The sequence below is a fragment of the Blautia sp. MSJ-36 genome (assembly GCF_018917985.1).
Taxonomy (GTDB): Bacteria; Bacillota; Clostridia; order Lachnospirales; family Lachnospiraceae; genus Blautia_A.
This window is the reverse complement of sequence record NZ_JAHLPQ010000001.1, coordinates 226,749-249,055: the sequence shown is the minus strand read 5'-3', so window position 1 is coordinate 249,055 and position 22,307 is coordinate 226,749. Positions and strand designations below refer to the sequence as shown.

Annotated in this window: 21 protein-coding genes; 2 read left to right on the top strand and 19 right to left on the bottom strand. The window is 42.5% G+C overall.

Annotated elements, in window-relative coordinates; genetic code table 11:
- Positions 1-55 precede the first annotated feature (55 nt).
- The 13 genes from KQI39_RS01140 to KQI39_RS01080 all read right to left on the bottom strand — a co-directional run bounded on the left by KQI39_RS01140 (position 56) and on the right by KQI39_RS01080 (position 13,601).
- Positions 56-853, bottom strand: a complete 798-nt coding sequence (locus KQI39_RS01140) for a zinc dependent phospholipase C family protein (protein WP_173771188.1) — start codon at positions 851-853, stop codon at positions 56-58.
- Between the two features lie 76 nt (positions 854-929).
- Entirely contained in the window at positions 930-1,499 is a 570-nt protein-coding gene (scpB, locus tag KQI39_RS01135) for an SMC-Scp complex subunit ScpB (protein WP_216415857.1), read from the bottom strand.
- A 23-nt stretch (positions 1,500-1,522) separates the two neighbouring features.
- A complete protein-coding gene (locus KQI39_RS01130) occupies positions 1,523-2,308 on the bottom strand; it encodes a segregation and condensation protein A (protein WP_216415855.1) in 786 nt (261 codons plus the stop codon).
- Between the two features lie 9 nt (positions 2,309-2,317).
- A complete protein-coding gene (locus KQI39_RS01125) occupies positions 2,318-3,124 on the bottom strand; it encodes a metallophosphoesterase (protein WP_216415853.1) in 807 nt (268 codons plus the stop codon).
- A gap of 1 nt (position 3,125) precedes the next feature.
- Positions 3,126-4,160: a molybdopterin-binding protein gene (locus tag KQI39_RS01120; RefSeq protein WP_216415851.1), complete on the bottom strand. Its 1,035-nt coding sequence runs from the start codon at positions 4,158-4,160 to the stop codon at positions 3,126-3,128.
- 111 nt (positions 4,161-4,271) lie between these two features.
- Positions 4,272-5,426 carry a D-alanyl-D-alanine carboxypeptidase family protein gene (locus KQI39_RS01115; protein ID WP_432364558.1) on the bottom strand — a complete coding sequence of 385 codons (1,155 nt, stop codon included), beginning with the start codon at positions 5,424-5,426 and terminating at the stop codon, positions 4,272-4,274.
- A 164-nt stretch (positions 5,427-5,590) separates the two neighbouring features.
- Positions 5,591-8,797: a SpaA isopeptide-forming pilin-related protein gene (locus tag KQI39_RS01110; RefSeq protein ID WP_216415849.1), complete on the bottom strand. Its 3,207-nt coding sequence runs from the start codon at positions 8,795-8,797 to the stop codon at positions 5,591-5,593.
- Positions 8,794-10,023: a hypothetical protein gene (locus KQI39_RS01105; protein WP_173771198.1), complete on the bottom strand. Its 1,230-nt coding sequence runs from the start codon at positions 10,021-10,023 to the stop codon at positions 8,794-8,796. Before KQI39_RS01105 ends, KQI39_RS01110 begins: the two co-directional genes overlap by 4 nt.
- Positions 10,020-10,604 (bottom strand): hypothetical protein, encoded by a 585-nt coding sequence (locus KQI39_RS01100; protein WP_148447958.1) that lies wholly within the window; start codon positions 10,602-10,604, stop codon positions 10,020-10,022. Before KQI39_RS01100 ends, KQI39_RS01105 begins: the two co-directional genes overlap by 4 nt.
- Entirely contained in the window at positions 10,601-11,248 is a 648-nt protein-coding gene (locus tag KQI39_RS01095; protein ID WP_148447960.1) for a TasA family protein, read from the bottom strand. The genes KQI39_RS01100 and KQI39_RS01095 overlap by 4 nt, the downstream gene beginning before the upstream one ends.
- Positions 11,235-11,825 (bottom strand): signal peptidase I, encoded by a 591-nt coding sequence (locus KQI39_RS01090; RefSeq protein ID WP_148447962.1) that lies wholly within the window; start codon positions 11,823-11,825, stop codon positions 11,235-11,237. The genes KQI39_RS01095 and KQI39_RS01090 overlap by 14 nt, the downstream gene beginning before the upstream one ends.
- Before the next feature lie 247 nt (positions 11,826-12,072).
- Complete coding sequence (locus tag KQI39_RS01085; protein ID WP_148447964.1) at positions 12,073-12,951, bottom strand: M14 family zinc carboxypeptidase; 879 nt, start codon at positions 12,949-12,951, stop codon at positions 12,073-12,075.
- A gap of 110 nt (positions 12,952-13,061) precedes the next feature.
- Positions 13,062-13,601: a hypothetical protein gene (locus tag KQI39_RS01080; protein WP_253293010.1), complete on the bottom strand. Its 540-nt coding sequence runs from the start codon at positions 13,599-13,601 to the stop codon at positions 13,062-13,064.
- 148 nt (positions 13,602-13,749) lie between these two features.
- Between KQI39_RS01080 and KQI39_RS01075 the strand changes: the two genes are divergently transcribed.
- Together KQI39_RS01075 and KQI39_RS01070 are read left to right on the top strand one after the other, a co-directional pair.
- Positions 13,750-14,592 carry an ABC transporter ATP-binding protein gene (locus KQI39_RS01075; protein ID WP_148447966.1) on the top strand — a complete coding sequence of 281 codons (843 nt, stop codon included), beginning with the start codon at positions 13,750-13,752 and terminating at the stop codon, positions 14,590-14,592.
- 41 nt (positions 14,593-14,633) lie between these two features.
- Complete coding sequence (locus tag KQI39_RS01070; protein ID WP_148447968.1) at positions 14,634-15,365, top strand: ABC transporter permease; 732 nt, start codon at positions 14,634-14,636, stop codon at positions 15,363-15,365.
- A 102-nt stretch (positions 15,366-15,467) separates the two neighbouring features.
- On the opposite strand, the gene KQI39_RS01065 is transcribed toward KQI39_RS01070, so the two are convergent.
- From KQI39_RS01065 to KQI39_RS01040, 6 genes are all read right to left on the bottom strand, one after another.
- Positions 15,468-18,161: a hypothetical protein gene (locus tag KQI39_RS01065; RefSeq protein WP_216415847.1), complete on the bottom strand. Its 2,694-nt coding sequence runs from the start codon at positions 18,159-18,161 to the stop codon at positions 15,468-15,470.
- 119 nt (positions 18,162-18,280) lie between these two features.
- The gene (locus KQI39_RS01060) at positions 18,281-19,531 is read right to left on the bottom strand and encodes a glutamate-5-semialdehyde dehydrogenase (RefSeq protein WP_216415845.1); all 1,251 of its coding nucleotides are present in this window, start codon (positions 19,529-19,531) and stop codon (positions 18,281-18,283) included.
- Between the two features lie 50 nt (positions 19,532-19,581).
- The gene (locus KQI39_RS01055; RefSeq protein WP_173761713.1) at positions 19,582-20,142 is read right to left on the bottom strand and encodes a 5-formyltetrahydrofolate cyclo-ligase; all 561 of its coding nucleotides are present in this window, start codon (positions 20,140-20,142) and stop codon (positions 19,582-19,584) included.
- Entirely contained in the window at positions 20,120-20,341 is a 222-nt protein-coding gene (locus KQI39_RS01050; RefSeq protein ID WP_148448053.1) for a DUF896 domain-containing protein, read from the bottom strand. Before KQI39_RS01050 ends, KQI39_RS01055 begins: the two co-directional genes overlap by 23 nt.
- Positions 20,342-20,360: 19 nt before the next feature.
- Positions 20,361-21,224 carry a glutamate 5-kinase gene (gene proB, locus KQI39_RS01045; protein WP_148447976.1) on the bottom strand — a complete coding sequence of 288 codons (864 nt, stop codon included), beginning with the start codon at positions 21,222-21,224 and terminating at the stop codon, positions 20,361-20,363.
- 28 nt (positions 21,225-21,252) lie between these two features.
- Positions 21,253-22,302 carry a DUF3048 domain-containing protein gene (locus KQI39_RS01040; RefSeq protein WP_243278970.1) on the bottom strand — a complete coding sequence of 350 codons (1,050 nt, stop codon included), beginning with the start codon at positions 22,300-22,302 and terminating at the stop codon, positions 21,253-21,255.
- Between the last annotated feature and the right edge of the window lie 5 nt (positions 22,303-22,307).

Here is a 22,307-nt window from a genome sequence, read left to right as displayed (position 1 = left end):
TTTTATGCAGGAGTATCCCAGTGATATAACTTTCTATTTTTATCCGTCAAATTCATTATCCATTAAAGGTCAAATTCCATCGTTCAGAAAGATGTCCCGGACGAACTGCCAGCGCAGAGAGTTCTTCAAGCATATCCGGTGCTTTTTCCAGAGCTTCTTCCATAAGGCTGTCCAGTTTCAGAAGTTCTTTTCTGCAGTCCACCTCCGGTTCCGGGCTCATAAAAAACTCTGTGATAAAAGCAGCCCGTTTCCGGCCCGCCGGAGAAAGCGCATGCTCGGAAAGACGTTTTTTTCTTCCTCCATCATCACATACCAGAATGCAGGTGAAAATTTTCATCATTTTCAGGGAAAGGTAAATATTCCATGTACGGATCAGTGGAAGCACCTGATGAATGGTTCTGGCACTGTAAAAGCTGGCACGGATACCATGCGACGGATAAAAACGTAAGGGATTTTTTCCGGTTTCATACATCAGCATACGGTCAAATTCCTTTTCCAGAAGCGTATGGGAGATTTTTCCCTCTGCCGCCACCTGATTTACATAAGGATGGCAGGTGGAATCCAAAATATAATGGCAGCCAAATCCCAGCATATATGCCATAAGTGCAGGATTTTTCTCCTCCCGGACTTTTTTCATTCCTTTTTCAAAGAAATCCCTGGCCTTCTGGCCATGCATACGCACTCCGTACTGCGTCACCGGATTTTTGGATATGAAATAATAAAACAGAATATCCGGTCCATGCTGTCCAATTCGGTACAGATTTCCGTTGCTTCGAATCAGGTGCTGCAATTTTGCAGGAAGCTTCCGATAAACCCTTTTTCCAAAAAGATCATGTGTATATGTCGTAGGCATTTTCTGTTCCTCCTCTTCTGTTCCCATAGATCTGTCCGGCCGTTCCCGATGTTCTGGTATCTGTCAGTGTTTTCCTTTATACATCCAGTTTCAGCTGAATTTCTTCCTCTGCTTCTGCCTTGAAATCTTCCAGCTGAACAGGATCCATTTCCGGAAGTTCATCCAGGCCCTGAACACCAAAGCAGCGCAGAAATTCTTCTGTGGTGCCAAGCAGAATCGGACGTCCCGGCGCATCCAGTCGGCCCAGTTCCCGCACCAGATCATAATCCATCAGTTTGTTAATGGCATGGTCACATTTCACTCCTCTGATTTTCTCAATCTCTGCTTTTGTAACCGGCTGTTTGTAAGCAATAATAGAAAGAGTCTCAAGCATAACATCCGTTAATGTCGGTTTTTTGGGCTGTGCGGCAATTCTTATAAGAGAATCATAATATTCTTTTTTTGTACAGAGCTGAAAAGAATTTTCAAGTTCAATAATCTGAATTCCCCGATCCTCTTCCTGATAACGAATCACCATATTTCGAATGATGTTTTCCGTTATAGTCATATCCTGCTGAATTGCTTTGGCAATACGGCTTAACTCCACAGCCTCACCCATTGCAAAAAGAATGGCCTCTATCTCTCCTTCAATTCGTTTAATTTCCACTTGTTATCCTCATTCCTGCTGTATTATTCGTCTGCAAACTCTGTCAGATTCTTCCATGTTTCCGGATCTGTAACTACTTCTACATGAATGTCATCAAAAAGATCTGCCTGCTGTGCATGGACATGTCCCATTTTCATAAGTTCCAGAATTGCCAGAAAAGTAACAATCAGCTGTATCTTTGAATGCTGGTTTTCCATCAGCTGGCGAAAGCTGAATTTTCGGTTAGTCCTGGCATACTCCCGCATCTCAAGGAGCTTATCTGACAGGGATATTTCTTCCTTTTCAATCCGCCCGAATTTACTTCGAATCGGATCGATTTTATTTTCCTGTCTGCGAATCAGTGCCTGATAAATCGCACTCATTTTTTCCAGTGTCAGTCCTCGAAGAAGTTCCTGTGGATCTGCCGGCGGCGTATACTGCATCACTTCCTCTGGAAGATCCTGTTTCCGGTAATAAACTCCTGCCGCGTCTCCAAGCCGGTCTCTCAGCTCATAGGACATATATTTATACATTTTATACTCCAGAAGTTTCTGCACCAGTTCTGCTCTCGGATCTTCCTCTTCTCCCTCTTCGTTGATCTCTTTTGGAAGAAGCATCCTGCACTTGATATCCAGAAGTGTCGCCGCCATAACCAGAAATTCGCTCATAACACCAAGGTCTTCTTTTTCCATGGAATGCAAATACTCCATATACTGGTCGGTAATCTCTACAATAGGAATATCATAAATATCTATTTTATTCTTGTCAATCAGATGAAGCAGAAGATCCAGCGGACCTTCAAATACATTCAGCTTAACAGATATTGCCATATGGTTTCCTCATTTCGTTTTTTCGAAAGGTTTCACATCGATTACCAGCAGTTCTCTGGGATTATGAATCCGCAGAGGAATCGTGTGTTCCCCAAGCCCGGCACTGACAAACATATGCTGCTCTCCCTTATGAAAATCTCCGCAGCAAAAAGGAGGCAGCACCAGGTACTGTGGAGAGGAAAGACCGTGATGCTCACTTAAGCGGACAACCCCTCCATGATAATGTCCTGACAGGATGATATCTGCTCCCCAGTCAAAATATGTTTTTCCATATTTGGGATTATGGGCCAGAAGAATCTGCATTCCATTTTTTCCGGATTTTCCAATCAGTTCTTCCATCATTTCTGTCTTAAGTTTCGGAGATTTGGGTTTGTGATAATACTCAATGGGAAGTTCAAGACCCCAGAAACAGAAATGTTCTCCCTTAAAAATTGCGTGCTCATGGGTATTTCTCAGGATATGCACGCCTGCCGCTTTCAGCATTTTTTCATATTTTTCATAATATCCCCGATATTCCTCCGAAAGAGCCATTTTATACTCATGATTTCCCAGTGCATAATATACCGGAAAATCATGTTCCAGTTTTTTCAGTAATTTGCATGCCGTGACAAGCGTATCAGGCTGCGTACGCACAGCCATATCACCGGCAGAGAGTACCCCATCCGGATTGAGCCTGCGGATTGTTTCCACAAGTCGTATATTGTCCCTCCCATAGGAAATCCCATGAAGATCTGCCAGCAATACGAAACGCACACCTTCCGGATTTTGAATCTTGTCTGTATGAATCTGATATTTTTTAACTCTGAAATCTTTCATCCTATTTTCCAAATCCGCAATTAGGGAATGTACATACCGGACAGTTCAAGCACAGTCCGCCTTCTCCCAGTGACGCAATTTCCTCTGCCTTTATTTCATCATCCGCCATCACCCTTGGCAAAATCAGGTCAAACACCGTTCTCTTTGCATACATAACGCATCCTGGAAGTCCAAGAACTGGTATGGTCTTTTCATTTCTTTTAAGATATGAAACCAGAAGCATCGCCCCTGGAAGTACCGGCGCTCCGTACGTCACAATTTCGGCTCCTGTATCACGAATTCCTCCAGGTGTACGGTCATCCGGATCCACACTCATCCCACCAGTACAGACAATCAGATCCGCTCCCCTGTCCGCAAAAGAAAGAATTTCCGCTGTAATCTGTTCTTTATCATCTCCTGGCATTACCTGACCCAGAATCTCTGTTGGAAACTCGGAAAGCTTTTCTTCTAATACCGGAGTAAAAGTGTCCTGTATCAGCCCCTTTTTAATTTCGCTTCCAGTTGTGACAATTCCCACTTTCTTTTTCTGATAGGGCAGAATATCAAAAATCGGCGTTTCTCCTGCTGCTGCCTTTGCAGCATCCATTTTTTCTTTTTCAATTACAAGCGGAATAATTCTGGTTCCTGCAATTTTTTCTTCTTTTTTTACCGGAAAATCCCCATGCCTGGATGCAATCATCATCTCTCCCAGAGAATTCACTGCCATAAGTGCTTTTCGGCGAATTTTCAGAACACCGTCTATTTTTGATATTACTTCAATCTTACCCTCTTTGATATCAGTTCCATGTACTTTGGAAGAATCTCCCGCACAGATCTTATAAAGAATCTGCGCCGCTTCATTTTCATGAAGAATTCCCTCTTTTTTCTCCCACACAAAAAGGTGTTCTTTTCCTACCGAGAGCAGAAGTGGAATATCTTCTTCTTTTACTACATGCCCTTTTTTGAAAAGAACGCCTTTTTTTTCATCTTTTATGATCTGCGTGATATCATGGCATAAAATATGACCTACCGCATCTTCTGTTCTGATTTCTTTCATCCAAAATCCCTTCTCTGCGCTGTTATTTCTTCAATCTGTTATATTATACATCCTGAGATACCTCTTTGTCAAAATATGTGTGTCAGTAAGGTGTCTATTCACAACAAATTTTCACAGCAAAACTGCCTGCACGGTCCGCTTCAGCCAGTCATAATATCCTGCTCTTTTTACGGTTTCCCCATACAGAATATCAATGCTCCCTAGCTTTTTTCCATCCTGATAATATTCCTGTTCTCCGGCTTTTTCTCCTTTTATTACCGGAGCAGTATGTTCTTTCGGAAGAATCACTTTCTTTTTTACATGATCTGGTTTTGTTCCATCTGTGCTGAGATATCGAAATTTATTTTTGTATACAAGCGTCACCTCCTGTTTTACTCCTCTTCGAATTTTCTGGGGTTTTAATGGTTCCAGCGCCTCATCCAGATATAAGGTACATTTTGAAAAGCCATAATTCAAAAGTGCCGCTGCATCCCGGAATCTTGTTTTGGGATCCGGTGCCGCCATCACAGCTGCAATCAATGTAATCCCATTTTTCTCTGCCACCGCACTGAGACAGTATTTTGCGAGACTGGTACTTCCTGTTTTCAGCCCCTTGCAGCCATCATAACTACGTAACAGTTTATTGGTGTTCGTCAATGTAAATGTGGAAGAACCTTTTCTGGTAACATGAGTGATATCCTCCATCCATACGGATGAATATGTAAGGATCTCCGGATATCGAAAAATCAGTTCCCGGCTCATGAGCGCAATATCGTAAGGGGTTGTATAATGTTCTTCCGATTCTGTCAGTCCGCAGCAATCCACAAAGTGGGTATTTTTCATCCCCAGCCCTTTTGCCCTCTCATTCATCTGCTCTACAAAAGCCTGCTCCGTTCCCGCAAGATGTTCGGCCATAGCCACGCTGGCATCATTTCCGGAAGCTATCACAATGCACTTGATCATGGTTTCCGCTTTCTGGGTTTCCCCTTCTTCCAGAAAAACCTGGGAGCCTCCCATGGATTTTGCATAAGCACTGGTTGTTATGGTATCCTCCAGATGCAGTTTTCCGCTCTGTATTGCATCAAAAATCAGAATTAATGTCATAATTTTCGTAATACTGGCCGGACTTCTTCTGGTATCCGGATCTTTTGAGTAAATCACAGTTCCCGTTTCTTTTTCCATCAGTACAGCTCCTGGTGCCTCCACAAGATCCTGCTGTACTTTTTCCTGATTTTCTGTGATTTCTCCCCATGTTTTCTGCGGAGCAAAAACAAAACAAAAAATCATAATCCAGACCAAAATATTTCTTCGAACTTTTCTGATGTCCATAGACCCACTCCTGACCTGTTTCTCTCTGTTCTATTGTAAAAAGTTTTTCTCCGAAATATACCTGAAATCCCAAAACAGACCGGAAAGGACAGAATCTGCTTTCTGTCTTCCGGTCTGTTTTATCAGGAAAATAACAACGGGATTGTGTTTTTTATACAGTCCGTATGAGAAAATTTGTCGTATCTGGCTTTTTCATTTAAAAAAGTAAGCGCTGCGTCCGGTTTTTCCACTGTTAATGCTGCAGTTCCCACTGCTGTCTCCTTTGGATCTTTTCCATAAGCCGCTTCTGCCTTTTTTGTGATCCGTACATTTTCTGTATCTGCCCACACATCTTTCAGATAATATCTGAGAACTGGTTTCTCCCAGATTGTATACTGTCCCAGCGGAATATTTCGAAGTGTAACAGAAACTGTTGCATAGCCGTTACCATCTGTTTCATAGTTATCCGGCACAAAAGTCACATAATCCTCATAACGATGAGCAGCTCCCGACAGATCGGTTCCCTCTGCTACAAAGAAAAAGGTCGGATTTCCATGAGCCCATGTAATATCATTTTCTTTTATTTTTTTGGTTACAGTTATTGTTCCCAGTGGTAATATCATTGGGGTATTTTCTGCCTGAAGCAGAATTTCGTCTATATCCGTATCCGCTTTTTTCTGAAAAACAACATCTTTTTCATATTTTCCTGTATAATTTGCAGGATTTCTGGTTTCTATAATCCGGAACTTTCCAAGATTTTCATCTGTGATCATCAAAGCCTCCGTATAATAATAGCCGTCTTCTCTATCATATTTCAAAAGTCTTTTTTCACCCAGATTATCTTCATAAAATCCTTTCCTACGGTTCCACTGATATACGGTAAACTCCGCATCTTCCAGAGATTTTCCTGTATAAACATCTGTTTTTTTCAGACGTATCCGGCCTTTATACTCCGGCAACGGTCTGTTGGTTACATGAAATGCAAGACTTTCATTTTTGTCTGTGATATCAATTTCCTGTTCCCAGCTACCCTCATAGCCCGTCGGAATTTTGGTTTCCACAATTTTAAATTTTCCATTATTGTCCGAAGTTACCAGAAGTTCCTCACTGACATAAATCTGACTTTCTTCTTCATATTTCAGTACAATTCCTTCTGCCTTGTAAGCGTTTTGAGAAATACTGTACTCATACAGTGTAAACTGTGCATCTTTCAGAACATCCCCCGTATTTTCGTCTGTTTTCCGAATCTCTATTCTGCGTTTATCTGCCTGATAATTCAGAACTTCAAAGGAATATTTTTTATGCGTACCGGGTTCTGTAAGCTGAAAATCTTTCTGCCAGTTTCCTGTATAATTTGCGGGAGCTTTTGTTTCACGAATCCTGAATTTTCCCTGATTGTCTTCTGTATAAAAAAATTCTCCCGACTCATATACCCGATTCTGGCTGTTGTATGTAAGGAGCGTTCCTGTCTTTCCATAACTTCCGGTCTTTTTGCTCCACTCATACAACGTAAATTCCGCACCGGCAAGAGGAGCACCAGTATCTCCGTCTTTTTTTGTAATAACTGCCGTTCCGCTTATATTCATAATATCTGTCACTGCAACAGATGCTGTCTTACTAGCAGTTACCGTAACATTTTTTATTACTGTGCTCAGTACATAACCAGAAGGGGCTTTTATCTCCTTTACATAATACCGTCCCGGAGGCAATTTCAGATATGTGATTCCTCCATTCTGATCCGTAATCCCGGTTTCAATTTTCTGATCTTTTTTGTACATAACACGGTAACCAGATTTCACATCTTCTCCTGCATAGATTGCATATTGGGCATTTGCAATTTTTTTCCCTGTATTTGCTTCTGTTTTTACCAGTTTAACACTTCCATAGGTGGATGGTTTTACCGTAAAATCAACCTTTCCCCTTGTTCCCTGGTATACATATGCCCCAAAATCCTGCATTCCGTCTTTTCCTGACTGTGCTTTTCCATCTACAAGAATATATGATACCGGCTGGAGCAGCATTTTACACGAAAATTTTCTAGATGCTGTCGTATTCAGAGGAAAAATCAAATACAAATACGCACCTTCTTTTAAACTAAGACTGGTTCCTGTCATCATTTTGGGGCTGGTTCTCTGGGAATTATACTCTGACGCGCTTGTCCAGTAAGCCAGCTGCCATTTTTCTGTGGAATTCCTGGTTATGGTAATCCCGTTCCCGGCCTTTGCACCATCGGTAACTCTCATAAGGTTGCTCATCTGAAAGCCGTCTTTCATGCTGTCCGGTATATAAGGAAGTGTATCCGGCCTGGAACGGTACACGCTCAAAGGAACCGTCTGTCCTACTGCAGACACCCATCCGTTTTCACCTTTCACAGACACAGATGCCTTGTTTCTCGCAGGGATTGTCAGTGTTTTTATCTTGTCGATGAGGCGGTTAATTCCCACATGTTCCACTTCCGCTTCTGTTGCATATCCACGGTCATTGAAATAAGCTATGGAAAGGGCGATATGTGTAAAAACATATCGGTTTTGCCATTTTGACCAGCTTATATGGCTGCAGGATGGATCATACCCCGTTCCAAGATCTCCGGGACCACCATATCCAAAGTAAAGAAGCTTTTGAATCACAGCATTTTTCAATACTTTAACTGCTTCATCTTTCAGCATGGTACTATCCATACCATCTTTGGTTGCCTTCAGGCAGTACAGCGGAGAAACTTTTTCTGTTCCTGTATCATCAATATAATGTACCGAACGATAAGTACATCCCATACGAGTTTTGTTTCCGTTTCCTATAAAATCATTTGCCTCTGTCCAAACCTCATCACAATAAACTCTCGTCCAGACATCCAGATAATACTGTGAAGGGTCTAAGGCTGTGGTGGAAAGGTTTTCTTCATCAGAAGCAGACACTGTAACACTTTCTGATCCTGTAAAACTTTCCGGAAGTGCCGGAGAAAGTGCAAAAACTTCTCCGTTTTCAATTTCCTGAATCAGCTGATCAGCTTCTTCGCTGTCACCTGTCAGTATTTCCGCGTTCTCCTCAGAAAACAAAGTAAATTCAGGCTCTTCCTCCACATCTGTTTCCTCATCATAAGAAAAAATCTCTTCATCCAGAACACTTTCTGATCCTGTCCCTTCCGAAAACTCTTCCTCCACATCTGTATTGCCGGAATCTGTCTCAACATTTTCCTGACTGTTTTGATCTTCATCTTCTTCCAGAAACATGCTTTCTGAATGTTCTGCCGCTTCATTTTCCAGAGCACTTCCCATTGTGGAACTGTCTGACACTGCAAGGGAGGAAGCCAGAATCAGCAGTGACATCACAGCCCCTGTCATTCTTTTTTTCAAATTTTTCTTCCTCCTTTCCTAAGCACCAGAATTGCTGTAAAAAACGCTGTACTTCCTATAAACAGGAAAAACAGAATTCCGGTCTCGTCTCCGGTTTTTACAGGAGCTGACTTTTCTGAGGAAATGTTTTTTTGTGAATCACCTCTGTCAGACTTTTCTTTTTTTTCAGTCTGTCCGGGCGTTGGAGATAAAATTGTGTTTTCTTTTTCTTCTTCATTTACAGAAAAAATCCATTTTACATCTCCGTCACGAAGAGCATATGTATTATCAAGTTCTTTGGGAACTGTAACCTGAAATTTCATGCTTTCTCCTTTTCCGGACTTAATTTTTCCGAGCGAAACCGGCTTATTTAAGGATGCTGCAAGAAGATCACCCGAATACAGTTTCTTTTCACCTACGGATATTTCCAGTTTCAATTTTTTCAGAAATTCCTGGTCCTTCACAGATTTACACTCCGGTGCTGTTCGAAAATAGATCTCTGCTGTATGTTCCGTAGTATTTCGTATTTCTACGGAATCCTCAAATACATCTCCTGGCATAGCTGCGGAAAATCCGGCAAAAAAATCCTCCGGCGCCGCAATCAGTTTATGTGCATTTCCCTCAAATTCCACATTCAATTTTACCGGTTTCTTTTTTTGTACAATCCGTCCACTGGTATCATGAATACATCTTAATATTTTCTGATTTCCCCATGGAGTCATATCTTTAAAATCCGGCGAAAAGTTTGCCGCCTGCACGGCATCTGCAACAATTGTAATTCCCAGTTTCTTTTCCTGATATGGCTGCTCCCATTCTTCCGGAACCGAAATCCCTGTAAAAACGTCTATGCTGTCTCCCTGTTCAAGTTTTCTGGTGCAGTAAAAATATTTTCCTTTTTTTATCCAGTATTTTGACATGCCGGTAAGATTACTGTCGTCAAGCCCTTTCCTGTTTTCCAGATTATCTGTATATGTAATCTTTACCCTTATCCAGCAGGGCTCCGACTGATTGGTAATTCTTGGGATTTTGGATATTTTATCTCCGGGAAGGATTGTTTTATTATCCTGATAGACAATTTCTCTGCCATTCTTTTTCTCCAGTTCTTTTAATGAGATATTGATATCTCCCGTGGAGATATGATTGGTTACCGTTACAGAATCTGAAAATTTTCCGTAGGCAACAGCACAGACTGCGATACTCCCAGCTGCAAACATTCCCGCAAGCAGAACTTTAAGAACTCTTTTCAACCATTCCTCCCCCTTTCTGCATTTCCAGATATCGGATTATCAAAATATCTCCATGCACTTTTAAAATCCTCAAATCCTTCTGCCTGTACAGATTCTTCGTATATATTGATTGCAAAATCTGAAAGACTATTTTTATATGTATCATCAATTTTTGCTGAATCAATCCGAAAACCTGTACATAAGGGCGTCGTCTTTTCTCCTTCCGCAACCACATTACGGTAGTAATAATAGCCATCCTCATTGCTGTACACCCAGTTTACTGTATCCATTCCCAGAATTTCTACTCCTCTTCCTATATCATCATCAGAGTAGGAAACCATCATCCTTACATAACAGTCTGCGTTAAATCCTTTTTCACTGCTGGAAAAATTTCCTGTCCAGATTTCTTTTCTGTAAGATGGATTATTCTCCATTGGTGTGGGGGTAGGGTCCGGAAAATTTTCTTCAATTTCTGTTGTCACAGTTCCCACAGCAACTTCATTTATCCTATTATCGGAATCCGAAAAATATGCCGCTGTCCCTGCTGCACAGATAGTTCCGGCTATAAAAAGAAACAGCACCGGATTTTTCAGCTTTCTCATTTAGTGACACCACCAGCCTGTCCTTTGTTCTGATTTACATATTTCTGATAAGCAGCTTTGGCCTGTTCCAGAACAGTTGTACTGCCGTCTCCTGTATTGGTAGCCTGAATTGCATAGGCTCTTACAGGCATATCCAACTGCTGCATATCCAGCTGCCCTTCAATAATATTGGCAAATGTTACGGTGTCAAACAGTGTTGTTGTTTTTTCCCCGGGATTCAGAATATGATTATAGGCATATGTATACACCATATTCTGTCCGATTTCTTTTCTCTCCATCTGTGTCCAGTCACTGTTCTTGGAATAACTGAACAACTCCGTTTTTTCCAGATTATTTCTGGTTCCATCTGCGGCTGCGGTAATGATTTCTCTCACAGGAACAGATACTTCCAGGTATACAAAAGCTTCATTTACTCCTTTGTTTTCCACATAAGGATCTTTTTTGATTACCTGAGTAGGTACAATCTTGGTGTTTTCTTCCGGTTTCCATCCAGGTTCTTCCAAAGCAATATCTACTTTTCCTACGGTAAAACTGTTGGTAGCAGTTTCAAAATCTGTAAGATAAGCCGCAGTTCCTCCTGCTGCCAGTGCTGCGATCATTGCTCCAAGTGCGATTCCTTTTACCATTTTTTTATTTTTCATCATAATTTAATCCTCCAGATATTTCTTTTTTAATTTTTTTAGGGGTATATGCCAGATCAGAGATCACTGACAGACCTGCCGCAATACATACGGCAGCAAACGGAATCCGGGCTTTCAGAAAATAAAGTACATAGCCCAGATAAGGCAGGCAAAAGACTACCCGCCCGATAATCTGCGACTCTTCCACAGGGACAGGGTCCGCAGTTTTGTTCGCATCACCTTTTGTGATCCAGGTACCGTTTTGTTTCTTTACCACTCTGTGCGTGATAACGGTATCCCTGTTGCGAAACGTAATAATATCTCCTTTTTCAGGAGATAACTTCTCCACCTTTGTGAAAACAACAGCTCCTGTTTGGATTTCCGGCTCCATGGAACCGGAATAGACCACATATGGCCGAATTCCAAAAAGACCTGGAAAGAGAAGAATGAATGCAGTCACAAACATTATTCCCAGAGCCGTGTTAAAAATACAGCGAAAAAATTTTTTCATGATGATGACTTCCATTTTTACGGAAAAAGAGTATCTTGATTTCTGCCCGTCTCCAAATGGTGGCGATCTGCTCCCAACATAGCAGTACATAAAAAATCCTCTTTCTTTTTCAAATACAGATAATAAATGGTTACTTAATAATAAATCAGGAATTTTATGGAACGGAACCGTTCCGGAATGTCCGCCTGGTAAAGACGGTATAGAAAATTTAAAAGATCTTTTTCAGATGTTGTCATTATAAAACTTGTTTCAGGAGAAGTCAATGAAATTCGTCCGACAGAATTCGACATTCCCCAAATCCGCCGCAAACTGTGAGATCTGTTTGCGGCGGATTTCTTTATTGTGTAAGAGAATAAATATATTCTAATGGAAGCAGCATCAGTTCCTGTATTTCCATTTTCTCCTCTTCCCGGTTTTTCCCTGTAACAGGAATTTCGATCCGGAATGCCGGCTGATGAATAATCTCTCCATAAAACTGTTCCGGTCTTCCAGTACTTCTTTTTTCATTCTCTGTATGAAACCGCTCCAATTTTCCATCTGTGCATTTCTTCAAATGTCTGGCAAGACGATGACATCGTGGTCCTGTGGAAAATTTCTGGTCCTGTCGATAATACACAATTTTTTTCCCTGATCCGCAAAAAACAAGCAGCCCTCTGCCTCCATATTCCTGAAAAATCCTTATCAAAGCTCTGGTTTCATTTTCACTTGCCGGCTGCTGATGAATCTTTTTTCTGCTGCTGAAACTGGTTGGGAAATTTAAAACCGGATTCATTCCTCTTGCATTGCACACAAACTCATCACATGGAATATCCTGCATTTTTAACATTTGACGGAAAATTGGATTCCGCACAGCACCATATCCTCTGCGACAGATTTCATAACCATCCGGATTTACTACCGGAATGATACATAACCTTGTCGTATCCAGAAGTTTTTTTACTTCATAAAACTCCTTTACCATCCAACCACATTCGTAATTCCTGCAAAGTTCCATTGTCACCTCTGTTAGCCTGTCCGACATCATCCAATCTACACCCGAAAAACCGGCCACACAAAAAATGCAGGTATCTCCTGTTCCTATTTCCAGCATGGGAATCATTCTGTCGTCATGGCTTTTTCCAATTACACGAAATTGTGTAAAAGTTTTATATCGCTGTGACAATTCCCATAGCTGATAATAAATGCTCTCGTAGGTTTTCTCCTGTATCATATCCATTTTCTTTCCTCCGATCCATAAAGCCGCAGTTGGATATTTTTTCTTTTTTCCATTTCCGTACTGCCATTCTATTATCTATGTATGCGGAAACACATAAAAAAAGAACCGGCTCAGCACCGATTCCTTTTATTTACGAAATAATTCAATATTCCTCCACCGACAATAATTATCAATGCAACTGCAACCACTCTTTTTGCAGCTTCCTGGGGCAGCTGTCCTTTTGATCCGATGGAATCTTCATAAAAAGTCAGCGTATAATTAATCTCATGAGGTGCTCCCATCGCCAGAGTATCCGCAATTACTTCCATTTTATCATCCAGCACCGTGATCGGTACTGTAAAAACAGAATTTCTGCCTTCTTCGCTTTCATTGAGAAATTTCTCACCATCTACAATCATATAATCATAATTGGAACTGCTCCACTGAAGCTCTGCATACATTCTTCCATCTTTCACCAGCATCAGTGTCGGTGAAGAGACACTGGCTTTACCACTTCCGCCTTCCAGATCTACCTGTATGGAATATTCTCCATTCGTAAGATCTGTTTTCACTCCGCTTATCCCTTCTGCCGCCAGTATCTGTGCCGGACATAACAGCATCACCGCCAGCATCACAAACGTCAGCATTCTTATTCCTGTTCTGTATTTCATCTCTCATTCCATCTCCCATAAGTCATTTTGTACAACTATATCACACCGGCTGTTTTCTGTAAAGAACCCACCAGGGTTGTTGAAATATCCTTTTCTTTCAAGTATAATAGAGAGAAATTTGTATACAAACGAAAGGAAATGAACAGAGATGATCGAAACCAAAAATCTCACCAAAAAATTCGACAATTTCACTGCTGTGGATTCTCTGAATCTTCGTATAGAAACCGGCGAATTTTTTGGACTTCTGGGCCCCAACGGTGCAGGAAAAACCACTACGATCAGTCTGCTTTCCACTTTGCTTCTGCCCACGGAAGGAGAAATCCAGATTGACGGGCAGACACTTGGACGCAACCGACCGGATCTGAAACGCAAAATCAGTGTCATCACGCAGGAGTATTCCATGCGTCAGGACATGAACATGGATGAAATTATGGAATATCAGGGCCGTCTGTATTTTATGCCCCGGAAGGAAATCAAGGCAAAAACCGAGGAACTTCTTGATTTCTGCGGGCTTCTTCCTTTCCGGAAACGAACGGTGCGTAAACTTTCCGGTGGTATGAAACGTAAACTTATGGTATGCCGCGCACTTCTCACCAGCCCGGAAATTCTTCTTCTTGATGAACCGACTGCAGGAATGGATGCCCTTTCCAGACGACAGATGTGGAATCTTCTTCGTCAGCTTAACGGGAAAAATCTCACAATCCTTCTTACTACCCACTATATGGAGGAAGCCCAGTCTCTCTGCAACCGGGTTGCTCTTATGGACCATGGCAAACTGGAAGAAATTAATACTCCATCCGGTCTGATCGAAAGTCTTGGAAAATATACCGTTGATCAGGAAACTTCTTCGGGAGCCAAAAGCCATTATTTCCATAGCAGAGAAGAAGCTATTACATTCCTGTCCGCTCTGGACGGACAGTGCACACTTCGCGAAACAACTCTGGAAGATGTTTTTGTGGAACGGGCAGGCAGACATCTGATGCAACGATAACATACTTATATACAATTTAATAGAATGGACGATGAATTATCATGGGTATACTTACTATTTTATGGGAAAAATGGGTCGAATTTCGAAGAGATTTCTATAAGATCACACTGGCTGCCATGATTGCACCTCTGATGTATCTTATTGTCTTTGGGATGGGAATTCAGACTTCTTCGCACGGAGAACCTTATCTGAACTTTCTGATCCCCGGTGTGGTTTCACTGACTACCATGAACGGAAGTTTCAATGCAATTGCACAGAATCTGAATGTGCAACGTCTGTATGAAAAAGCCTTTGATCAGGTTATGATCTCACCTACACCTCTCTGGCAGTTTATTGCCGGACAGATTATCGGCGGCAGCCTTCGTGGACTTTATGCAGGTGGCATTATTCTTCTTCTGACTATGCCTATCGGAACAGGCCTTGTATTTAACGGATGGTCTTTTCTGGTAATGTTCCTGAATGGAGCTGTCTTTTCCGCTATTGGAGTGGTCGTTTCCTTCCTTGCAAAAAACCATGCTGATGTACCACGTTTTTCCAACTATATCATTATGCCAATGGCATTTTTATGTAATACTTTCTTTTCTACGGAAAAGATTCCGGGAATTCTTGGAAACTTTGTGGCAGCACTTCCCCTGTCACAGACCAGCCATTTAATCCGGACTATCGCTTCCGGAGGAGCCGTCAATTACCTCAGTATTCTGATACTGTTTGTTTATCTTGCTGCTTTCAGTGTGGCAGCATCCTGGTTTATCTATAAGAAAAAAAATCTGTAAAAAACATTTGCATTCATTTCATAAAAAATCACCGGTTTCCCTGAAATACAAGAAACCGGTGATTTTCTTTTATCTTTTTATGCTATTCTGGCTATTGTGCAATCAATTCTCTTTTTTTCTTCTTCTGACAAGTACATAACCTCCTGCAAGAAGGGATGCGCCTGCAAGTGCAGCCATGGTTCCAATCGGTGAATTATCTGCTGTGGATACTGCATTTCTGGAGCTGGTTCCATCACCATTGGCAGAAGTTGCGGATGCCTCTCCTGTTACCGTTACATCCGGATCAGAACCGGTCTGTCCGCCGCTTCCATCTGTTCCGTCTGCTCCCGGAGTTCCGGATGGCGTCAGTGTTGCGGATTTAAACTGGTATACTGCGGATTCTACCGTATCCATTGCGTTCCACTGGCCACCTGTATAAATATATTTCTGGAAGAAGATATACAGATTATAAGTAGCCTCTTTATTGATTCCGGATGTGGAACCAATCTTCCATGCAGTATGCTGCTGTTTGGAAGTTGGATTTGCAACCGTGCTCCAGTAAATCGGAACCCATTTTACATCTCCCTCATTAGGATTCTCGTTAGTTGTTCCTGCACCGATAACAGTAAACTCATAGAATGTATTCGGATAGAACTGTAATGCATCGTCAAGTCCCTGTACGACACTTTCTTTGACATCCGGTACATAGGCATCCGGCACATTTGTCGGAGACGGAGTCGGAATCGCCGGTCTGCTGCTTTCAGATAACGTAATCTTAAAGGATTTCGCAGTTTTTACAACGCCGTTAATGGTCGGCTGTAACAAAATGTCATTTCCTTTGGAATCTTTTGCTGTAATATACAGCTCAATTTCTTTATCTGGAAGATTATTCAGCTCAATGGCAAAAGACTTATCCTTTTTCATGCTTACTTTTCCACTTCCGCCATCTTTATTGGAGTCTTTTTCCTTCCAGGTATAATTACAGGTACCATCTGCTCCGATAATCAGATTAACAGTTGCAGAAGAGTGATCTCTCCAGCTGAAGCCTGTCCAGCGAAGGGACGCTTTTGTCTGCGTTTCTGCCTTCGGACGTCTGGACTCATTCAATTTTATCTGCTTGGAAACTTCCTGTCCGTCATTGTCTACAAACCATACCCACAGATCAATGGCGCTGTTTGCATCAAGATTTTCCAGAGTAACTTTGAAATTACCAGCCTTGCTGACAGAAACTTTATTCTTCTTATCGTTCTTGGCTGAAGCATTACGTTTCACCCATTTATAATAGCAGGTACCGGCCTTGGTGGAATTCAGTGTTACAGTTACATGTGTACGGCTTGCCCATTTGGAGGTAACTGCCTTAATCACCGGTTTGACTACCGGATCTGCTGCTTTTGTGATGGTTGTCTTTGCAGGTTCTGCGTTTACTGCACCATCATCCGTTTTTACCCATACATACAGATCAATGGCACTGTCTGTAAGATTATCAAGTTTAATTGTGGCTGTTCCATTGGCATCCACGTGTCCGCCTTCGGTACTGTTCTCAATAGATGGAGCTGCCGCGCCCTTCTTGACATACGCATAACAGTATGTACCTGCCTTATCAGAACTGATGGTTGCCGTTGCAGTGGCTGCACCGCTCTTCCACTCTGTCGCTGTAATCTGAACAGTCGGTCTGTTGGAAACCAGTTTTCCTTCGGAATCGACTTTATAGTTCTTATCTCCCTCATACTGGGATGCCAGAATTGTAAGTGCACTGGCAAAATCACTGTCTGATACATCGTCTGCTTTTGCAACTGCCACATAATTCTCAGCCACATTTTCAACAGAAAAACCAATCTGTGGGGAGGTAAGCGCTCCACTTACAACGATCTTTCCATCGGTACCTGCCAGAACAATGTTCGCCGGAGTCTGTCCGTCTGTCATTGTATTTCCGGTAACAGCAGGCTCTGTATCCGCTGCTCCGTCACCTTTTTTTACAAAGATGGAACCAGTGCTGTAAATGGCACCTTTATCAGATTTATTGCCTGTAATGGTACCACCTGTAATCTGAACAATTCCGCCTTCATTGAAAACAGCCGCACCAGATGCGGAAGTTGTATTATTGATAAGTTTGATTCCTGTTGTCATGGAAAACTTCGCACCGGCAGCTACATGAATCAGGGAGCCTGCCACCTGTGTCGAATCTCCAACAGATCCATCAACAGAAAGAGTTCCTGCACTTTCGGTTTCTGTTGCGTCTTTTTTTGCCATATAAAGGGCACCATTTACAGCAAAAAGATCACCGGCAAATCCATCTGCACGATTAATCTGGGCATTCTCATCTGCACCTAAAATCACAATTCCCTTTCCTGCCGGAACTGTAATTGTATTGGTAATCGAAATGGTCCCGCTGACAACAATTTTGGTAAGGTCTGCTTCAGCAGCGTTATTTGGATCTTCCAGATTGGCTGCAGAATTAATGGCAGCAACCAGTCCGGCTTCGTCTGTAACAACATTTCCTTCCGCAGCTGTCTGCTCCTGCTGAACTTCTTCCTGGGTCTGTGCAGCTTCTTCCACTGCGGCCTGCTCTTCCGCCTGGGCCTGTTCCTCCGAAGCGGTCTGCTCGCCGGCATCACTCTGTGCCTGTGTATCTTCTGAAGGAGTTTCTTCTGCAGCCTGTTCTCCTGCATCTGCTCCTTCTGCAGCTTCTGTATTATCATCTGCAGTCTGCTGTGCTTCCGTAACTGCTGTATCTTCAGCAGCAAAGGCAGCGGCCGGTGCCATTCCCACTGTCATGGAACCGGCAAGCAGAACTGCAAAAAGTTGCTTTTTTTTCATTTATATGTCCTCCTGTTTGAGTTAGTCTCTCTCTCAACCCCCAGTTAACTGGGAAAAGTATAGCACAACACTTCAAAAAAGTAAAGCGGACGCAACAATCCGCTTCACTCTATGTATTCTTATGGACGCACCTGTCCATTACCATATACGATATATTTGGTTGTTGTCAGTGCCAGCAGTCCCATAGGTCCTCTGGCATGAAGTTTCTGTGTACTGATTCCAATTTCAGCCCCAAATCCGAACTCATTTCCATCTGTGAATCTGGTAGATGCATTGACATAGACCGCTGCCGCATCTACCTCGTCCAGGAATTTCTGTGCATGAGTATAATCATTGGTAATGATCGCCTCTGAATGTTTCGTATTATATTTATTGATATGAGCAATGGCTTCTTCCACGGAATCCACCACTTTTACGGAAAGAATATAATCCAGATATTCCGTTCCCCAGTCCTCTTCCGTTGCAGGAACAGCTCCAGGCATCAGGGCACCGGCTGCCTCATCTGCGCGGACTTCCACGTGTTTCTCATCCAGACGTTTTGCCAGTACCGGCAGGAAAGCATCTTTCACTTTTCGGTTTACAAGAAGGGATTCACATGCATTGCAGACTCCCACACGCTGTGTTTTTGCATTGATGACAATATCTGCTGCCATGGAAAGATCTGCTGTCTCGTCCACATAAATATGACAGTTACCAGTTCCTGTCTCAATTACCGGAATTGTGCTCTGGTTTACAACAGCCTTGATCAGCCCTCTCCCACCTCGTGGAATCAACACATCCACATACTGATTCATTTTCATAAATTCCGCAGCTGTCTCTCTGGAAGTATCTTCGATCAGCTGAATTGCGTTTTCTGTAATGCCACAATCTTTTACTGCCTCACGGATACATTTTACAATTGCAGTATTGGAATGAATGGCATCACTTCCACCTTTCAGAATCACAACATTTCCGGTCTTAAAACAAAGTCCAAACGCATCAGAAGTTACATTCGGCCTGGCTTCATAGATAATTCCAATTACCCCTAACGGAACACGTTTCTGCCCAATAAGAAGTCCGTTGGGACGTTTTTTCATACCGGTTACTTCTCCAATAGGATCTTCAAGACCTGTAAGCTGGCGAAGTCCGTCCGCCATTCCCTCAATACGCTCCGGTGTCAGCATCAGACGGTCAATCAGACCTTCCGGCATCTGGTTCTTTTTTCCATTTTCCACATCCAGCGCATTGGCTTTGAGAATTTCTTCTGTATGATTTACCAGAGCTGATGCTACAGCCTCAAGAGTTTTGTTTTTGTCGTTTGTAGAAAGATTTCGAAGGACAGTTTCTGCATCTTTTGCATTTTGTCCCAGTTTTTCAAGCATTTCATTCATTTCCAAATATTCCTGCCTTTCTTTCTGTTCATATCAATTCTATGTCCATCTTACTGAATATCCCGGTATACTTGTTCTTCCGTGACAATAACCTGCGGACGGATATCCGTTGGTTCTGTAGGTACTTCCGGAAGCATCTGGAAAGAAAATCCAACCGCAACCCGCTGAATCTTCGGATGTTTTTCCAGAAAACGGTCATAAAAACCGCCGCCATAACCTACACGGTTACAGTTCACATCAAAAGCCACCCCTGGCATGACCATCATTGCCTCTTCCCAGGAAACAACCTGTCCGTCTTCTCTCGGCTCCGGAATACCAAAATAACCGGCTTCCAGCTGAGAAAAATCCGTCAGCCTGTAAAATATCATGTCTTTCCCGAAAACTTTAGGTACCGCAACTTCTTTTCCGTCTTTCCAGGCCTGCTCGATAATATAACGGGTAATTACTTCATGGTTATAATCCGCATAGGCCATAATACGATCTGCGTTTCTGTATTCCGGAAGCTGTGTCAGAGTTTCTGTAATTTTACGGCTTTTTTCTTGAATCCAAGCATCCTCATGCTCTTTTCTGGCTTTAAATATTTTTTTTCTAATTTCCTTTTTTTCTTCCATATTTTTCTCCCAGGTTGGTAATGCTGCCATCCTTTTCCCTGATATCAATGTTATTCAGATGCGCCCGGAGATTTCCTTTCACCGCATCCAGATATTCTCTGCGAAGTTTTGCCTGTTCCACTTTCTCTTCTTCTGTAAGGCCCACACTCTTCTGTTTGTGTGCCAGTGCATTAATTCTGTCAATTTTGATATTATCCATCATAATATTTCTGTTCTCCTTAAAGCAGTTTCTCAATATAATCAATGAGGAAAAATTCCTCTTTCTTGTTTCCTACAAACAAAGTTCCGCAGTTTTTCCCTTCCATAATTCTGTGGATATTATGAAAATCATTTCCGTTTGCGATTACCATATCCGCACCTGCTGCTGTCGCAATAATTGCAGCGGTAAGTTTGGTTGCCATGCCACCGGTTCCCACGTTACTTCCTGTAGAAGATTTTCCAAGCTTACGCATATTGTCATCCATGTTCTCCACAATATCAATAAACTCCGCATCCGGGTTGGAATTGGGATCATCGGTAAAAAGTCCGTCAATATCAGACATCAGAATCAGAAGATCCGCACCGATCAGCGCCGCAACCACGGAAGAAAGTGTGTCATTATCTCCGAATTTTACCAGATTCTGGAATTCGTAGGAGGATACCGAGTCATTTTCATTTACAATGGGAATGACTCCTTCTGCCAGCAGCTGATTGAATGTATTCTGTGCATTCCGGCGATTGGTGTTATTGACCATGGTATTTTTTGTCATAAGGATCTGCGCTACCATCTGGTTGTATTCTCCAAAAAGCTTCTGATATATGGTCATCAGCCTTGCCTGTCCTACCGCCGCACATGCCTGTTTCTTTTCCAGTTCTGCAGGCTTGCCTTTCATCCCAAGGGCCGCAGCTCCTACAGCAATGGCACCGGAGGATACCAGAACCACATCCTTCCCCTGGTTGTGAAGATCGCTGAGTTCTCTTGCAAGAATTTCCAGTTTACGGAAATCCAGTCTTCCTGTTTCTGAATGGATCAGTGATGAAGATCCAATCTTGATTACAATACGTTTCTTGTCTTTCAGACGTTCCCTGTAGTTTGCATTCATGTTTCTGTTTCTCCTGATAGCTGTATATTTACTGATAAGTGACGGAATCTATCCGGTCATTCTGTATAATCTCCACCCAGGTAGTTCCCGGATTCAGACGGATCTCCTGTTCATTTCCATCATAATAATGTGTGATTCCCCACGGGGAATCTTTTTCCCAGCGGATATCCATAGCTTTTCCTCTGGTAATATATTTTCCCTCGCCACCGGAAATGGCATCAATATTCAGATAACCATTGCCGTCATATGCCGGGCAGGAAGAATACTGAAGGATAATATTATCACAGGTGAGCTGTTCATTATCCAGCTGGTCCACATGCTCTTTTCCATACTGGAAACGGCGGTATTCTCCGGATTCTGCATCATATTCATACCACGGATGATTATCTGTGAAATTATCAAGTTTTACAATTGCCGCAGTAATTCCATCCGGAACTGTTTCCGTTCCATCTTCCGCAAATAGATAATGGCCGGTATAGTCTTCCTTATATTCCTGACTGTATCCCATGGCATCAATTCCTGCCTGAAGATGAGCTGCATCGGTATAGGCATTGTGGGGGGCTTTTCTGTCTGTTGTTCGGAAAAACGCCAGATTTCCCATCTGAATCCCGTTAAGATTGTCAATTACGTGCTGCTCCAGATAAGGCAGTGCATAGGCTGCCTGTCCATAATGTGCATAAATTGCCTGAAATTCATTGGCATAAAAGAGATAATAATCGCGACAGCTACGCACGGAGCCAATCCGTTCCAGCTCATCGTAATCTTCGAGAATTCCCATAAGACGGGTAATATTTCCTTCCACAGGTGCTTCATATACTACACCTGCGTGTCCGATTCCACTCTGTGGCGCACCGGAAATGTTATTTCCCATCATTACGGCAACAGGTCTCCGACGTCCAATGCTCTCGGGAACACTCTCGCCTGTAAGATAACTCTTTACCTGCGTTTCCGTCTGGTTTCCCTCACTGGGGACAAAACCAACCAGATCCTGCTGTGCCCCAAATGCCGGAACACTCTGGGCAATACAGATGCATGTTGCCATGATACCTGCCAGAATACCTGTCTTTTTCATTCTCATATATT

Coding starts and splice junctions, on each gene's coding strand:
- KQI39_RS01140 (WP_173771188.1), bottom strand. CDS start 853: ATGCCTACGACATATACACATGATCTTTTTGGAAAAAGGGTTTATCGG.
- KQI39_RS01130 (WP_216415855.1), bottom strand. CDS start 2,308: ATGGCAATATCTGTTAAGCTGAATGTATTTGAAGGTCCGCTGGATCTT.
- KQI39_RS01125 (WP_216415853.1), bottom strand. CDS start 3,124: ATGAAAGATTTCAGAGTTAAAAAATATCAGATTCATACAGACAAGATT.
- KQI39_RS01120 (WP_216415851.1), bottom strand. CDS start 4,160: ATGAAAGAAATCAGAACAGAAGATGCGGTAGGTCATATTTTATGCCAT.
- KQI39_RS01115 (WP_432364558.1), bottom strand. CDS start 5,426: ATGATTTTTTGTTTTGTTTTTGCTCCGCAGAAAACATGGGGAGAAATC.
- KQI39_RS01100 (WP_148447958.1), bottom strand. CDS start 10,604: ATGAGAAAGCTGAAAAATCCGGTGCTGTTTCTTTTTATAGCCGGAACT.
- KQI39_RS01095 (WP_148447960.1), bottom strand. CDS start 11,248: ATGATGAAAAATAAAAAAATGGTAAAAGGAATCGCACTTGGAGCAATG.
- KQI39_RS01090 (WP_148447962.1), bottom strand. CDS start 11,825: ATGTACTGCTATGTTGGGAGCAGATCGCCACCATTTGGAGACGGGCAG.
- KQI39_RS01085 (WP_148447964.1), bottom strand. CDS start 12,951: ATGGATATGATACAGGAGAAAACCTACGAGAGCATTTATTATCAGCTA.
- KQI39_RS01080 (WP_253293010.1), bottom strand. CDS start 13,601: ATGAAATACAGAACAGGAATAAGAATGCTGACGTTTGTGATGCTGGCG.
- KQI39_RS01075 (WP_148447966.1), top strand. CDS start 13,750: ATGATCGAAACCAAAAATCTCACCAAAAAATTCGACAATTTCACTGCT.
- KQI39_RS01070 (WP_148447968.1), top strand. CDS start 14,634: ATGGGTATACTTACTATTTTATGGGAAAAATGGGTCGAATTTCGAAGA.
- KQI39_RS01065 (WP_216415847.1), bottom strand. CDS start 18,161: ATGAAAAAAAAGCAACTTTTTGCAGTTCTGCTTGCCGGTTCCATGACA.
- KQI39_RS01060 (WP_216415845.1), bottom strand. CDS start 19,531: ATGAATGAAATGCTTGAAAAACTGGGACAAAATGCAAAAGATGCAGAA.
- KQI39_RS01055 (WP_173761713.1), bottom strand. CDS start 20,142: ATGGAAGAAAAAAAGGAAATTAGAAAAAAAATATTTAAAGCCAGAAAA.
- KQI39_RS01050 (WP_148448053.1), bottom strand. CDS start 20,341: ATGGATAATATCAAAATTGACAGAATTAATGCACTGGCACACAAACAG.
- proB (WP_148447976.1), bottom strand. CDS start 21,224: ATGAATGCAAACTACAGGGAACGTCTGAAAGACAAGAAACGTATTGTA.
- KQI39_RS01040 (WP_243278970.1), bottom strand. CDS start 22,302: ATGAGAATGAAAAAGACAGGTATTCTGGCAGGTATCATGGCAACATGC.